Below are 14,065 nucleotides of genomic sequence, written 5' to 3' on the forward strand. Positions count from 1 at the left end.
GATGGTTGGCCTCTCGCTATCAGCAGCAAAACGCCAGCCTAACATGGGGCCGGACCGGCCCCGGCGGCCGGTGTCAGGCCGGGTCGGCGGCGGCACCAGCGGCGGCCCGCGCCGTGCCGGTCCACAACGGGTGGGGCGCCGCGCGCCGCTGGCGGCGTCCCCTCAGCCCCGCCACCAGCAGCAGGCTGGCGGCCACCGCCCAGAGCGCGCCGTTGACCAGCAGAATGTCCGGGTCCCGCCAGCCACCGAAGCCCTCGAAGGCCCCCTGCACCAGCGGCGCCAGGCCGTACAGGCCCGCGCACAGCAACGGGCCCAGCCGGGCGGTGGTCAACGGCGGCGCCCGGAAGGCGGCGGCCAGGGCGATCAACAGGGTCACCAGGAAGGCGATTCTTTCCGCCGGGGCGGTCCAGGCGGACCAGGGCGAATACAGCACCGGCTTGCTGATCAGGAAGCTCACCGCCAGGCCGGCGATCACGCCAAAGGTCACGCCCAGGGTCAGCCGCAGCATCACGGCGGCGGCCCGGCTCGGGCCCTGGCGGTCGGTGCGCCGCTCGCACCACATGATGTTGCCGGAGAAAAACAGCAGACAGCCCAGCAACGCCAGCACGAAATACAGCAGACGCACCAACAGGCCACCGTAGTCGCCGAAGTGCAACGAATAGACCGGCGCCAGGAAGCGGTCGTTGAGGGTGCGGTTGCCCGGCCCGGTGGTGGTGAGCAGGGCGCCATCGTCGCCGCGCATCACCACATGGGCGTAATGGCCCACGTTGCCGTGCACCGAACCGCCCACGTCCACCACCGCGTTTTCATCGCCGTACTGCCGCAGCTCGATCCAGCCCACCTCCAGCTCCGGCAGGGCCTGTTCGGCCCGGGCCAGGTAACGGTCCACGCCGGCCATGGCTGTCGGATTACCGCTGGCCTCCGGGGTGGGCCAGGCTTCCGTGGCCTCGGTGAAGGCGCTCTGGAATTGCGGGCCGAACACCAGGCCGCTCATTACCAGCGCCAACAACGCCACGCAGCACATGGCGGCGCCGGTCCAGGCGAAGATCACATGGAAGGGAAAGCTGAGCACGCCCACCAGATTGTGCAGGTTCTTCCAGTAGCGGCGCAGGTTGCCCTGGTGCTTGAGGGCGAAGAGTTCCTTCTTCAGCCGGGACCAGTGGATCAACAGGCCGCCGATCAGGGCGGCGCCATACAGCACCGAGACGATGCCCATCAGGTGGATACCGACCTTGGGCAGGGCCAGCTCGTAGTGCAGTTGGTTGACGAATTCCGACAGCCCGGAGCCTTCCACCGCCAGGTTCTCGCCGGCGTCGTTGAAGTCGCCGGCGTGTTCGGTGCGCCACACCGGCTCACCGTCCACCGTGTCCCGCCAGATCGCCGAGGGGTCGTCACCGGGAATCAGATACATCCTTTGGCCGGCCTCGGGATGGTTGGCGAGCACCGTGTCGAGCAGGGCCTGCAGGCTGGCGTCCCGGGCCGGGCCGGCGTCGTCATGGGCCGGCTCCTGCCAGTGGTGCAACTCATGGTGGAACATGTTCAGGGCACCGGCGAAGAACGCCACGAACAGCGCCAGGCCGGCCAGGATGCCCACCCAGGCGTGCAGGTCGATGTGCCGTTTCAGGGTCGCGGCGCGCATCAGGCTCCCCCATACAGCGAGGTGGTTTGCAGCAACAGCCAGGCCAGGCCGTTGGCCACCAGCAGACCGGCGCCAAGCCGCCAGGGGGTGCGAGCCAACCCGGCCAGCACGATCAACGCCGCCCAGACCAGCAGCGACAGCAGCATCAGCGGCACCAGCCACTGGCGCCAGTCCACCGGCACCGCCGCCGCCAGCAGGCCACACAGCATCATTGCCAGCGGCAGACCCAGCAAGGTGCCCAGCAGGCCTCTCATGGGCGCTCTCCCGCGCCCTGGCGGCGCCCGGGGCGGTAGCCGTCCACCCAGTGGCCGACCATCAGCGCCGGGGCCATGGCCCCCAGGGCGAACACCCACAGCGCCGTGAACAGCCCGACGCCGATGCCCAGTTGCCAGGCCCAGCCGGCGGCGGCGCCGGCCACCAGCACCCCACCGGCGAGCCGGGCGGCCGGCGGCAACGGGCGATACAACGCCCGTTGCTGGCGGTCGGAGAGATACAGAAGAAAGCAGCCGCCGAGCTGCACGGCGAGCAGAAGAAGAGGCATGATGGCGCGCACATAACGATACTGACAATTATTCGCATTTATACGCGCCCGGCACCGCCCGGTCAATCGAGGCGCCGGGGATCGGACGGATCAGAGGTGGTCGCCGAGCGTGGCCAGTTGCGCCTGGGCGGCGGCCACGCCCTCCGCCGCCAGCCGGTCCAGGTCCAGGCGCTCCCGGTCCGGCACCCACACATCGGCGAACAGGGCCGCGTCGGCCACCGCCATTTCCGCGCTGAGCATGGGCAGCTGATGGACGTGGCCGCGCAGTCCGTCGGCCCGGGATACCGCCTCCAGCCAGCCGGCCGGGCGGCGGTGCAAACGCACGCCGGGCAAGGCGCAGTTGTCCACCGGCTCGGCCACCGCGCAATGCAACAGGGCGTCACGCTGATGGCTGACGCCCTGGCGCCACAGCGCCGAGCCGCCGACCACCACCGCCGAGGGGAAAGTACGGGCCAGTGCCAGGCACAGCTGCGCCTCGTCCGGCGGTTCGGCGCCATTCAGCCGCACAAACACCGGCCGGGGCGGCGCCACCTGGCGCACCTGGCCGCTGTCCAGCCAGCGGCCGGCCAGATCCATGGCCGCCTGTTCGTCACCGCCCATTTGCTGCTTGAGGTCGGCCAGGGTGAAGACCGCCGGGAGCGGCGGGTGCCCGGATTCGCCGCTCACGGGTCCATGATCCGTGAACTGCCCTCGCTGAACCCCAGCCAGCCACGCACCCGGGCCGTCCGGCTCAGCACCCAGCACACCACCGCCACGCGGCCGGCTTCCTCGGCCAGCTGGCGGCGTTCATCGCGCAACAGCTCCACCTCCGCCAGCAGGCGTTCCCGGCTGGCCCGCAAATCCGCCACCCAGGGTCCCGCCGCCAACCCCAGGGTCAGCAGGCGCCCCTGGCAGTCTTCCATCTGCGCGGCATAGGCCCGGTCCACCACGCTGTAGGCGCTGAGACGCTGCACGCCGGCGCGGCGCGCGCAGCGGTGCCCGGGGCGGGCATGGCGGGCGCCACCGAGCCAGGTTCCCAGCCGCCGCAGCAGCCGCCACCACAGCGGGCGGTGATCGGCGCCACGCAAATACTGGCCCCAGGCCCGCAGGCGGGCGATATCGTGACGCAATTCCCGGATTCTCTGGTGGCGGCCCCGGCCGGGGGAGCCGGCGCCGGCACGATACACCAGCAGGTATTCGGTAAGCGCCACGATGCGGTTCTCCACCGCCTCAATGGCCAGACACGTCCGTTTCCTCGGACCTGCCCATTTCACCTGGGAACCCATCGAACGACTCCTTGTTGATTGCTTCGGCGGGTGGGGCGGGTGCCGCCGGCTCGGACCTTCTACTGTAGCCAGCCTGCCGCGCCATACCAAAGAAGCAATGAGTCAATTTTGAGTGAACGGATGTAGTGGAATGTATCGGCTTCGCCATGGGCCCCTCTGAACGCAAAAAGGCCGCCGGGCGATTCACCCCCAGCGGCCTTTTATCAATCGTCCTGATTGGCTCGCCATCCATGGCGAGAGTCCTTTTTTTACCGGCTGTCCCGGCGCGACGCATTTCCATTTTATCGCGGTCGGCGCGCCACCGTCCCTGGCGGCGGGAGCAGGCTACAACCTTACTGGTTGTCGCCGTCCACGGCTTCGCCCATTTCCTTACCGGCGTCCTTGGTATCTTCCCAGGCGTCATCCACATTTTCGCCTGCTTGTTCCATCGGGCCCTGCCCGGTGACTTCATCAACGGCGTTATCCGCCTTTTCACCGGCTTTTTCCATCGGACCTTGCTGATCACAGCCTGCCAGGCCAAGCATGGTGCCAAACAGAAGAACCACAAGTCCTTTGCTGAACGTACGCATAGTCACTCCTCGACGTGTCGTTGACGTTGGAAAGGAATCTATCCGCGTCGGCGCCGGATGAACAGGGCGGGCGCTTTGATTTTCCTCTATTTTACGAACAAGATGGAGGCTCCGCCGCGATCTTGGTGGATAGGTGTTCGCGTCCGGTGTTGCTATTATCGGGTGAGAACGGATCCGGCGAGAGGGGATCGGGTGAATAAGAATCGGATGAAAAAGCATCCGGTGAATAAGAAAGGAGCGGCAGTGAAAACAATCAGCCGGACTTCGGGGGGGCTGGCCCGCCTGGCCACCCTGCTTGGCGGGGAAATCACCGACACCGTGCAGGAAATGCACGGCGCCATCGCGCATCCGTTCAACCGGGGCAGACTGCCCGCCACGCTGGTCTATGACATGATCCGCTACGGCTTCCGGCAGGCCGGCAACGCCGTCCATCTGCTGCAAAACGCCACCCAAGGCGAAACCCCGGCGGCCGGGCATCCGGACCTGCAGAGCATCGTCAACGGCGTGTTCGGTCAGTTGCTGGCGGCCCGCGACAGCCACTACGCGCTGCCCATGACCATGCTGCCCGGCCCGCCCTCCCTGGAACGGAGCACCCTGGTGCTGATGGTGCACGGCCTGTGCCTCAACGAGGGCTGCTGGGACAACCCCGCCGCCAGCGACTTCCAGCGCTGGGCCGGCCCGGCCCTGGATGCCCATACCCGCACCCTGCGTTACAACACCGGGCTGCATATTTCCGAGAATGGCCGCGACCTGGCCGATCTGCTGGCCGCCACCGCCCTGCCGGAACGGGTGGTGCTGGTGGGCCACAGCATGGGCGGCCTGGTGGCGCGCAGCGCCCTGCACCAGGGCCGCGCCCGGGGCGATGCCTGGGTGGACAAGGTCAGCCACCTGGCCTGCCTGGGGGCGCCCCACCAGGGGGCCATGCTGGAGCGGCTGGGCAATCAGGCCAATCGCCTGCTCGGCCTGACGCCTTACTCCCGGCCGCTGATGCGGCTGGGCAATCTGCGCTCGGACGGTATTCGTGACCTGCGTTTCGGCTATGTGGTGGAGGATCAGTGGCGCGACCGGCCCCTGGACGAGCCCCGCCCCAGCCTGAAGGTGCCTCTGGACGACCGGGTCGAGCAGCTGTTCCTGGCCGGCAGCCTCAGCGAGGAAGGCAACGACGCGCCGGTGGGGGACTGGCTGGTGCGGGTGGACAGCGCCCTGGCCGAGCGGCTCTACCCGGACGCCGCCAACCTGACCCGCCGGCTGCTCCACCGCCTCGGCCATATGGCCATGCTGGAAGACCCGCGCACCTACGACTGCCTCAAGGAGTGGCTGCTCGCCCGATGACCCTTTGCTGTTTGTGTGGCCATGCCGGCGCCGACCTGTTCGCCACCGTGGAGGGGCGGCGCTATTTGCGCTGCCCGCAATGCCGGCTGACGTTTCTCAGCCGCGACCAGCTGCCGGACCGGAGCCAGGAGAAGCAGCAGTACGACCTGCACGAAAACGACCCGGACGACCCCGGCTACCGGCGCTTTCTGGATCAGGTGGCGGCGCCGCTGACGGCCCGCCTGCCGGCCGGCGCCCGGGGGCTGGATTTCGGCTGTGGGCCGGGCCCGGCGCTGGCCCGCATGCTGGAGGAAGCGGGTTTCACCATGCGCCTGTGGGACCCGATCTACGCGGACCAGCCGGCGGTATTGGCGGACCAGTACGATTTCGTCACCTGCACCGAGGTGCTTGAGCATCTGCATCAGCCGGAGCGGGAATGGGCGCGCTTTCAAACCCTGGTGGCGCCGGGAGGCTGGCTGGCGGTGATGACCCGCTTCCTGGTGGACGACGGGCATTTCCCCCGCTGGCACTATCGCCGGGACCCCACCCATGTGTGCTTCTGGCAGCCGCACACCTTTGAGTGGCTGGCGCGCCGGGACGGCTGGGAGGTGGTCTGGCTGGATAATCCGGTGGCGTTACTGAGGCGGGGAAAAGCCGGGCAGCGGCAAGGGGCGCCGGCCGAGGCGGCAACGGCGTGAACGTGGCGGTGCCCGCCGGCGGTTAACCGGCCAGCAGCAGGGCCGCCAGCACCGCCAACAGCGCCACGGGCACGATCACCAAAAGGGCTCGCGCCACGCGGCGCAGCCAGTAGGAACACATCATAAAGGGCCTCCGAAGGTCCGACTGTAGACCGACCTTCACGTGCTCTTCATGCGCCGAACGTCTTAGAGAGACGTTTTTTTTCAATATGTATCAGGGAATCTCGACGGCGGTCACATCCCGCAGCCAGAACTGCATGGTCTTTTCGGTCTGTTCCTCGTCCCCCAGGTCGCGCCAGGGGAAGCGGGTGATCAGCCGCGGCTCGGCCTGGTAGCCCCGTTTGCGCCAGAACGGTTCCAGGGACCGGTAATCCCGGGGCCGCCGGGGATGGTCATGGTCGCGGACCACGGCGCAAAACGTGGTGAAGTCGAAGCCGAAATCGCGGGCGTACAGTTCCCGCAGATCGAAGAAGCGATGGCCCACGCCCTCGCCCCGATACTCGGGCAACAGCACCGATTCGCCAAAATAGAACACCCGCTCCGGGGCCGGCCCGTGGGCCCGGAACGGGGTCTGGAATTCCGGGTCCGCGTCCATCAGCGGCAGCGCCGTGGCGGCGCCGATCAGACGGTTGTATTCCAGGGCCAGCACGAACAGGCTCTGCTCGGAGCGGGCGTAACGGTCCAGGTAATCCCGCTCGTAAACCGGTGAACCGTCGTACAGGTAGGGGTAGTCGCGGAACACGCGAATGCGCAGGTCCGCCAGTTCATCCAGCCAGGGCTCCACCGCGATGCCGCTGACCGGCCGAATCTCCACTGCCGACATGATGTTCTCCCGGGGCCCGCCAATGATGATGGCCCCGATGCTAGCCGGATCACCGGGCGCGGTCACCCACCCACGTCAATCTTTGGTATACCGGCGGGCTTTGGTATACCGGCGGGCTTTAGCGAATCAGCAGGGCCAGGCCGGCCAGCAGCAGCACCGAAAACAACACCTGACGAAAGCGACGCTCATCGACCCGGTGGTGCAGCGCCTCTCCCAGCAGAATGCCCAGCAGCACCACCGGCACCAGCGCCAGCAGATGTGGCCATTGCGCCAGCAGGGCACCGTCCAGCAGGAAACCGACGGTGAGCAGCAGGTTGAGGCTGAACCAGACCAGCACCAGGGTGGCGCGGAAGCGGCTCTTGTCCAGCTGCACGCCGCTCAGGGCGTACACCAGCAACGGCCCCCCGGAGGCGAACAGGCCATGGGTGAGGCCCGCCATCAGCATCCAGAAGCGGCTCCACAGCGGGCCGTGGGCGGCCACCGCGGTGGCACGGTGCAACCGCCACAGCTCACGCACGCTGAACGCCACCACCAGAGCGCCGAACAGCCACTGGGCACCGTGCCCCAGGGCCGGCCGCGCCAGAAAACCCGCCAGGGTGCCCAGCGCCATCATCGGCAGGATGCCGGTGAGCAGCAGGCGCCAATCCACCAGCCGCCGGTACCGCAGGCTCATATAGCCGCTGAGCAGCAGATTGAGCGGCACCAGCACCGGCATCAGCTGGCTCAGCGGCAGCACCAGGGCGCTCAGCGACAGGGCGATAACGATGGAGCCGAAGCCGGTCATCGCTTCGGTGGTGTAGGCCAGCAACACGAACAGGGCCACCAGGGCCCAGGGCGAGGTCAGAACATCCAGCATTCAGTGATCCAGTTCACCGGCGAAACGGCGGCGCATCAGCCGATGATACAGGTCCGGCGCCAGCCGCCACAGCAGGCTGGCCAACAGTGTGAAGCGATCCGGAAACAGGCGTCGGCGGCCGGCGGCCAGGGCATCGAGAATGCGCGCCGCCATCCAGTCCGCGTCGCGCACCCGCCCCACCGAGGAGCGGGCATGGGCCGCCGGCCGGCCGTCAAAACCCAGGGCGTTGCGTTCGATGGGGGTGGCGAGAAAACTGGGGTAAACCATCAGCACGCCAATGCCATCGTCGGCCACTTCGCCCCGCAACACCTCGAAAAACTGGGCCAGCGCCGCCTTGGCGCTGCAATAGCCGGCCCGCCCCAGCACCGGCATCCAGCCCGCCATGGAGCCGATATTGACGACCGTGCCACGCGCCGCGCGCAGCGCCGGCAGCAGGCCCAGGGTGAGCGCCACCGGCGCTTCCCAGTCCACCGCCATGACCTGGCGAAACACCGCCATCTCGGTGCGCGCCGCCGCCGACCGGTGGGTGATGCCGGCGTTGTTGACCAACACGTCCAGGGGCTGGTCACGGAGCGTCGCCACCAGCCGGTCCCGGGCCTCGGCGTCGGTGAGGTCCAGGGCGAAGTGCCGCAGCCGTTCGGTGTCCACGCCGGCCAGGCGGGCGCTCCTTTCCGCCAGTGCCTGGCCGTCCCGGTCCACCAGGATCAGCCGCCAGCCCCGTTGCCAGGCGGCCCGGGCCAGGGCCCAGCCCAGGCCGGAGGCGGCGCCGGTGATCAGCATGGTGCTCATAACCGCCCCCGGGCGCGGGCCTGTTCGATGAAAAAGCGGAAGGTCTCCTCCGAGGTTTTTCGCGGCCGGTAACCAAACTCCTGCTTGAGGCGGCGGTTGTCGAGCACCGGCCGGTAACGCAGGAAGTTCACCTTCTCCGGCGAGTGACCGGTGAGCCGCAGACGCTTGCCCACCGCCAGGGCCCCGGCCAGCAGCCAGGCCGGCACCACCCGCAGGGGTTTGCCCAGCAACGCCGCCACCCGCTGGATCGGCAGGGCGCCGTCGCCGGCCAGGTTGTAGACGCCCCGGGCGCCGGTGTCGATGCCATGGAGAATGGCGCCCACCACATCCTGGTCCCAGATAAACACGAACGGTGAATCGGAGCCGGCGATGGCCAGCACCCGGCGGCCCTCGAACAGGGCGGTGATCTGATTGTGGGTGGTGGCGCCGAGTACCGTGCCCGGGCGCAGGATCAACTGCCCCAGTCGCGGGTGGTCATGCCGATAGCGGGCCAGCAGCTCCTCCACCTGGCGCTTGTGGTCGGAATAGGCGAATTCCGGGTTGCCGCGCAGGGGGGCGTCCTCGTCCAGCCAGGGCGGATTGTCCGCGTGGTAGCCGTAGGCGGCCCCTGAGCTGGTGACGATCAGTTGTTCCACGCCGTTGGCCACGCAGGCCTCCAGCACATTGCGGGTGCCGTTCACATCGATGTCGTGGTCCCGGGCCCGGTCGCCGGAGTCCTCCAGCACCGCCGCCAGATGCACCACCACCCGGGTGCCCTGCTCGGCCATCCACCGACCCAGGGCCGGGTCGCGGATATCGCCCTGGCGGCATTCGAACGGCAGGCCTTCCGGCACCCGCACATCCAGGCCCAGCACCTGGTGGTGGGCGGCCAGCCGCTCGCCCAGCTGGCGGCCGATGTAGCCGGCGGCGCCGGTGATCAGAATGCGGCTCATGGCGTGGTCTCCCCGGCCCGGTCACCGGCGCTGCGTGACCACAGCAGCGACAGCAGCAGGCCACTGACCAGATGCCAGACACCCCAGAACCCGGCGATCAGGATCATGCCCGCCGCCTGGGGGAAGAAGGTGAACAGGATGGACAGCCCCAGCCCGGAATTCTGGATGCCCACCTCCAGGGTCACCGCCCGCCGGTCCGCCCGGCTGAGCCCCACCGCCAGCCCGGCCAGGGCGCCCAGGGCCAGCGCCAGGGCATTCTGCCCGATCACCAGGGCAACGATGCGGTCCGCGTTGGCCAGGAACACGTCCATGTTTTTGCCAAAGGCGATGCCGACAAAGGCCAGCAGCACCAGCAGGGTAAACACCCGCATGGGTTTCTGGGCGGCGTCGGCGAAGCGCGGATAGTGTTTGCCCACCACCATGCCCAGCAGCAGCGGTACCGCCAGCACCGTCCCCACCAGCAGCAGAATGCCGGTGCTGTCCAGGGCGATGTCGGTGACCAGCTCGCGGGTGTTCGGGTTGAGCCAGCCGTAGAAGGCGAAGTTGAGCGGCGTCAGCACCGTGGCGGCCAGGCTGGATACCGCGGTCATGCTCACCGACACCGCCACATTGGCCCGCGCCAGCCAGGTCATGATGTTGGAGAAGGTGCCGCCGGGACAGGACGCCACCAGGATCATGCCCAGGGCCAGTTGCGGGTCCACGTCCAGCCACCAGGTGGTGGCGCAGGTCAGCGCCGGCAGCAGCAGAAACTGGGCCAGCAGGCCCGCCAGTGGCGCCGCCGGCCTGACCAGCACACGCTTGAAGTCGTCGGCGCGCAACGACAGGGAGACCCCGAACATCATGCAGGCCAGGATGCCGTTGAGCGCGATCAGGCTGCCGGTGTTGAAATCAACGGTGCTCTGCACCCCTCCTCCTTGCCGGCGCGGGCGCCGGGCATGTTGTTATTGTTCGGCGCGGAGCGCGCGCACGTGGTCGGCCACCGCCACCCGGTAACTGTCCTTGTGGACGTAGTAGGCCATGCGCGCCAGTTTCAGATACTGGTAGCCGCCGTCCAGGTTCCGGCCGGCCCGTTCCCACTTGAGGCGGCGCAGTTCCAGGGCCGCCGGGTGCCCCTCGGCCAGGCGGCGCAGGTACAGCGCCGCCAGCTCCGCCTGTTCGTTGCGCCCTTCCCAGCCCAGGCCGGCGGCCTCGATCATGCCCATCATCAACAGATCGTCGCGCTCCGGATGGAACAGGTTCAGGTACAGCCGGGGCGCATCGCCGTGCCAGTTCAGGTGGGCGGCGTCGATGTAGGGGTAATCCAACTTGTAGCCGGTGGCCATCAGGATCAGGTCGTAGTCGGCCCGCTCGCCGTCGCTGAAGGTGACGGTGTGGCCGTCCACCGCCCGCAGGTCCCGGCGCGGGGTGATGTCGCCGTGGCCCAGGTGGTGCAGCACCAGGGAGTTGACCACCGGATGGGATTCGTACATCCGGTAGTCCGGGTCCGGCAGGCCGTAGTCACTGGGCCGCCCCACGATCAGGCGGATCAGCCGCGCATCCAGCCACTGCTTGAGCCGGCGCGGCAGCTTCAGCTTGCCGCCCAGGGTGTCGGCGGGCCGGCCACCGATGAACTTGGGCAGGAAGTAGTAGCCCCGGCGCACCGACAGGTCCACGCGGGCGGCCTGGTGCACCGCGTCCACCGCCATGTCGCAGGCGGAGTTGCCGCAGCCGACGATCAGCACCCGCTTGTCCCGGAACTGGTCCGCCCGGCGGTACTGGCTGGCGTGCAGTAGCTCGCCGTCGAAGCGGCCCGGCAGCGTCGGCAGATTGGCGGTGTGCAGGGTGCCGCTGGCGATCAGCACCGCGTCGAAATGGCGGGTATCGCTGACCCCGCCGGTTTCGGCGGTCAGTTGCCAGCCGCCGCCGGGGGCCGGCGCCAGGGCGGTGACCCGGGTGGCGAAGCGGTAGTGGCGGCGCAGGTCGAAGTGCTCCGCGTAGTCGCGGAAGTAGCGCTTCAGTTCCGAGTGGTGGGGGTAGGCGGCCACCGACTCGTCCATGGGAAATTCCCGGAACTCGGTCATCCGCTTGGAGGAGATCAGGTGGGCGCTCTGGTAGACGGTGCTGTGCGGGTTATCGATGTCCCACAAGCCGCCCACGTCGTCGTGCAGCTCGTAGCCCACGAACGGCAGCCCCTGCTTTTGCAAATTACGGGCGGTGGCCAGGCCCATGGGGCCGGCTCCGATCACTGCGTACATGCTTGCTCCGGTTTATTGTTATGCTTTCAGGTTAGCCAGGGCCCACCCGCCGGGCACGGCTTATTCGTGACCAACCACCGGTTAATTCAGGACAGGCACCCTGTCCCCCACAACCCGCGGGAGCGGCTTCAACGGCCAGCGCCATGACCCATACGCCCACGGTTACCGTCCATTTCTCCCAGGCCATCGTCCAGGCGGCCCGCCGGCTGGGCCTGCGCCTGCCCGAGGAATGGGCCACCCCGGCGGACCGGGAGCGGGTGGACCTGGCGCACCAGGACCGGCTCTGGGAGCACTTCTGCCAGGCCGCCGGCGACCCGCTGGTGGGGCTGGATCTGGGCCTGGCCCTGCAGGTCGGGCATCTGGATACCGCCGGCATGATCCTGATGAGTTGCGAGACCGTGGGCGAAGCCCTGGAGAGCCTGCTGGACTACCACCCGATTGTCGGCGAGGGCGGGGATTTCCAGGTCGCCGAGGAACAGGGCCAGGTGGCGGTGCGCTACCACCCGCGCTATGCCACCCGCCGCCCGGAGCGGGTGGAAGCGGTGCTCGCCAGCCTGCTCAACCTGAGCCGTTGGAGCACCGGCGAGGCATTCCGCGCCCGCGGGCTGACCCTGTGCCACGAGCCCCTGGATCAACCCGGCCGCTACCAGGACAAGCTGGGGGTGCCGGTGGTGTTCCGGGCGCCGGATAACGCGCTGCTGTTCGACGCCGACCAGTTGGGGCTGCCGCTGGTGCACGCCAATCCGGCGCTCTGCCGCCATCTGCGCGGGCTCGCCGATGAGCTGCTGGAACGGCTCGACCACCGTTCGCTGGGCGCCCGGGTGAGCACTTTGATCCGGGAGAATCCCGGCTGGGGGAAGGAGCGGATCGCCGACCAGCTGGGCATCAGCGGCCGGCATCTGATCCGCAAGCTGGCCGAGGAAGGCACCAGCTTCAAACTGCTGCGCGACACCCTGCTGCGGGAGCGCGCGGAACAGGCGCTGCGTCAGGGCCGCCGGGTGGCCGACCTGGCCGGCGAACTGGGCTTTTCCGACGAGAGCGCCTTTACCAAGGCCTTCAAGCGCTGGACCGGCGAGACGCCGGCCCGGTTTCGCCGTGAGGAACCCTCTTAAACCGCCGCCAGGGCCTGTTCGATGTCCGCCAGGATATCGTCGATGTGCTCGATGCCGATGGACAGCCGCACCAGGTCGGCGCTGACGCCGGCGGTACGCAGCTCTTCATCGTTGAGCTGACGGTGGGTGGTGGTGGCCGGGTGGCAGGCCAGGGACTTGGCGTCGCCGATGTTCACCAGGCGCTTGACCATGCCCAGTGCGTCGATAAAGCGGGCACCGGCGTCGCGGCCACCCTGGATGCCGAAGCTGAGGATCGAGGCCGGCACGCCGCCGTCCATGTAGCGCTGGGCCAGGGCGTGGTCCCGGTCGCTGTCCAGGCCGGCGAAGTTCACCCATTCCACTTTCTCGTGGTCGCGCAGGTAGCGGGCCACTTTCATGGCGTTTTCGCAGTGGCGCTCCATGCGCAGGCTCAGGGTCTCGATGCCCTGCAGCAGCAGGAAGGCATTCATCGGCGACAAAGCACCACCGGTGCTGCGCAGCGGCACCACCCGGGCGCGGCCAATGAAAGCAGCTTCGCCCATGGCCTCGGTGTAGACCACGCCGTGGTAGCTGGGGTCCGGCTCGTTGAATTGCTTGAAGCGCGGGTTGTCCTTCCACGGGAAACGGCCGGAATCGACGATGGCGCCACCCACGGTGGTGCCGTGGCCGCCCATGTATTTGGTCAGGGAGTGCACCACGATGTCGGCGCCGTGCTCGAAGGGACGGCACAGGGCCGGGGTGGCCACGGTGTTGTCGACGATCAGCGGCACGCCGGCGTCGTGGGCGACCTTGGCCAGGCCGGCCAGGTCCACGATGTTGCCCGCCGGGTTGCCCACGGACTCGCAGAAAACCGCCTTGGTGTTGTCGTCGATGGCGGCGGCGATGGCATCCAGATCACGGCCATCGGCCATGTTCACGGTGATGCCCATGTTCGGCAGGGTGTGGGCGAACAGGTTGTAGGTGCCGCCGTACAGCTGGCTCACCGAGACGATGTTGTCGCCGGCCCGGGCCAGGGTCTGGATGGCGGCGGTGATGGCGGCCATGCCGGAGGCCATGGCCAGGGCACCGATACCGCCTTCCAGTTGCGCCACCCGCTCCTCCAGCACCGCGTTGGTGGGGTTCATGATGCGGGTGTAGATGTTGCCCGGCACTTTCAGGTCGAACAGGTCGGCGCCGTGCTGGGTGTCGTCAAAGTAGTAGCTGGTGGTCTGATAGACCGGCACCGCCACGGAGTGGGTTTCCGGGTCACCGGCGAAGCCGCCATGGATGGCGATCGTTTCTCGTTTCATCAGGGTCCTCACTGCTTTTCTGTTGTTT

General features: G+C 68.3%; 16 protein-coding genes. 3 read left to right on the forward strand and 13 right to left on the reverse strand.

Annotated features, from left to right (window positions below):
- Nucleotides 1-73 precede the first annotated feature (73 nt).
- The 6 genes from FGS76_RS14845 to FGS76_RS14870 form a co-directional block, all read right to left on the reverse strand.
- Complete coding sequence (locus tag FGS76_RS14845; RefSeq protein ID WP_138773424.1) at nucleotides 74-1,639, reverse strand: PepSY-associated TM helix domain-containing protein; 1,566 nt, start codon at nucleotides 1,637-1,639, stop codon at nucleotides 74-76.
- A complete protein-coding gene (locus FGS76_RS14850) occupies nucleotides 1,639-1,893 on the reverse strand; it encodes a hypothetical protein (protein WP_138773425.1) in 255 nt (84 codons plus the stop codon). Before FGS76_RS14850 ends, FGS76_RS14845 begins: the two co-directional genes overlap by 1 nt.
- Nucleotides 1,890-2,180, reverse strand: a complete 291-nt coding sequence (locus FGS76_RS14855) for a hypothetical protein (protein ID WP_138773426.1) — start codon at nucleotides 2,178-2,180, stop codon at nucleotides 1,890-1,892. The genes FGS76_RS14850 and FGS76_RS14855 overlap by 4 nt, the downstream gene beginning before the upstream one ends.
- Before the next feature lie 90 nt (nucleotides 2,181-2,270).
- Nucleotides 2,271-2,846: a hypothetical protein gene (locus FGS76_RS14860; RefSeq protein WP_138773427.1), complete on the reverse strand. Its 576-nt coding sequence runs from the start codon at nucleotides 2,844-2,846 to the stop codon at nucleotides 2,271-2,273.
- Nucleotides 2,843-3,445 (reverse strand): hypothetical protein, encoded by a 603-nt coding sequence (locus FGS76_RS14865; protein WP_138773428.1) that lies wholly within the window; start codon nucleotides 3,443-3,445, stop codon nucleotides 2,843-2,845. The genes FGS76_RS14860 and FGS76_RS14865 overlap by 4 nt, the downstream gene beginning before the upstream one ends.
- A gap of 332 nt (nucleotides 3,446-3,777) precedes the next feature.
- Complete coding sequence (locus FGS76_RS14870; RefSeq protein WP_138773429.1) at nucleotides 3,778-4,014, reverse strand: hypothetical protein; 237 nt, start codon at nucleotides 4,012-4,014, stop codon at nucleotides 3,778-3,780.
- A gap of 243 nt (nucleotides 4,015-4,257) precedes the next feature.
- Between FGS76_RS14870 and FGS76_RS14875 the strand changes: the two genes are divergently transcribed.
- Both FGS76_RS14875 and FGS76_RS14880 read left to right on the forward strand, forming a co-directional pair.
- Nucleotides 4,258-5,346: a lipase family alpha/beta hydrolase gene (locus tag FGS76_RS14875; protein WP_240692553.1), complete on the forward strand. Its 1,089-nt coding sequence runs from the start codon at nucleotides 4,258-4,260 to the stop codon at nucleotides 5,344-5,346.
- Complete coding sequence (locus FGS76_RS14880) at nucleotides 5,343-6,023, forward strand: class I SAM-dependent methyltransferase (protein WP_170214487.1); 681 nt, start codon at nucleotides 5,343-5,345, stop codon at nucleotides 6,021-6,023. The genes FGS76_RS14875 and FGS76_RS14880 overlap by 4 nt, the downstream gene beginning before the upstream one ends.
- Before the next feature lie 214 nt (nucleotides 6,024-6,237).
- Here the strand turns inward: FGS76_RS14880 and FGS76_RS14885 are convergent, their stop codons facing one another.
- From FGS76_RS14885 to FGS76_RS14910, 6 genes are all read right to left on the reverse strand, one after another.
- On the reverse strand, nucleotides 6,238-6,846 hold the full coding sequence (locus FGS76_RS14885; RefSeq protein WP_205717274.1) for a GNAT family N-acetyltransferase: 609 nt from the start codon (nucleotides 6,844-6,846) through the stop codon (nucleotides 6,238-6,240).
- 118 nt (nucleotides 6,847-6,964) lie between these two features.
- Complete coding sequence (locus FGS76_RS14890; protein WP_138773430.1) at nucleotides 6,965-7,702, reverse strand: sulfite exporter TauE/SafE family protein; 738 nt, start codon at nucleotides 7,700-7,702, stop codon at nucleotides 6,965-6,967.
- Entirely contained in the window at nucleotides 7,703-8,491 is a 789-nt protein-coding gene (locus tag FGS76_RS14895) for an SDR family NAD(P)-dependent oxidoreductase (protein ID WP_138773431.1), read from the reverse strand.
- Complete coding sequence (locus FGS76_RS14900; RefSeq protein WP_138773432.1) at nucleotides 8,488-9,423, reverse strand: SDR family oxidoreductase; 936 nt, start codon at nucleotides 9,421-9,423, stop codon at nucleotides 8,488-8,490. The genes FGS76_RS14895 and FGS76_RS14900 overlap by 4 nt, the downstream gene beginning before the upstream one ends.
- Nucleotides 9,420-10,265, reverse strand: a complete 846-nt coding sequence (locus tag FGS76_RS14905; RefSeq protein ID WP_138773582.1) for a bile acid:sodium symporter family protein — start codon at nucleotides 10,263-10,265, stop codon at nucleotides 9,420-9,422. The genes FGS76_RS14900 and FGS76_RS14905 overlap by 4 nt, the downstream gene beginning before the upstream one ends.
- Before the next feature lie 99 nt (nucleotides 10,266-10,364).
- The gene (locus FGS76_RS14910) at nucleotides 10,365-11,657 is read right to left on the reverse strand and encodes a flavin-containing monooxygenase (protein WP_138773433.1); all 1,293 of its coding nucleotides are present in this window, start codon (nucleotides 11,655-11,657) and stop codon (nucleotides 10,365-10,367) included.
- A 143-nt stretch (nucleotides 11,658-11,800) separates the two neighbouring features.
- Here FGS76_RS14910 and FGS76_RS14915 point away from each other — a divergent pair, with 143 nt between their 5' ends.
- Nucleotides 11,801-12,769 (forward strand): AraC family transcriptional regulator, encoded by a 969-nt coding sequence (locus FGS76_RS14915; RefSeq protein ID WP_138773434.1) that lies wholly within the window; start codon nucleotides 11,801-11,803, stop codon nucleotides 12,767-12,769.
- Here the strand turns inward: FGS76_RS14915 and FGS76_RS14920 are convergent.
- The gene (locus FGS76_RS14920; protein ID WP_138773435.1) at nucleotides 12,766-14,037 is read right to left on the reverse strand and encodes an O-acetylhomoserine aminocarboxypropyltransferase/cysteine synthase family protein; all 1,272 of its coding nucleotides are present in this window, start codon (nucleotides 14,035-14,037) and stop codon (nucleotides 12,766-12,768) included. The genes FGS76_RS14915 and FGS76_RS14920 overlap by 4 nt on opposite strands.
- Nucleotides 14,038-14,065: the final 28 nt, after the last annotated feature.

The sequence above is a fragment of the Alloalcanivorax gelatiniphagus genome (genome assembly GCF_005938655.1).
Classification (GTDB): domain Bacteria; phylum Pseudomonadota; class Gammaproteobacteria; order Pseudomonadales; family Alcanivoracaceae; genus Alloalcanivorax; species Alloalcanivorax gelatiniphagus.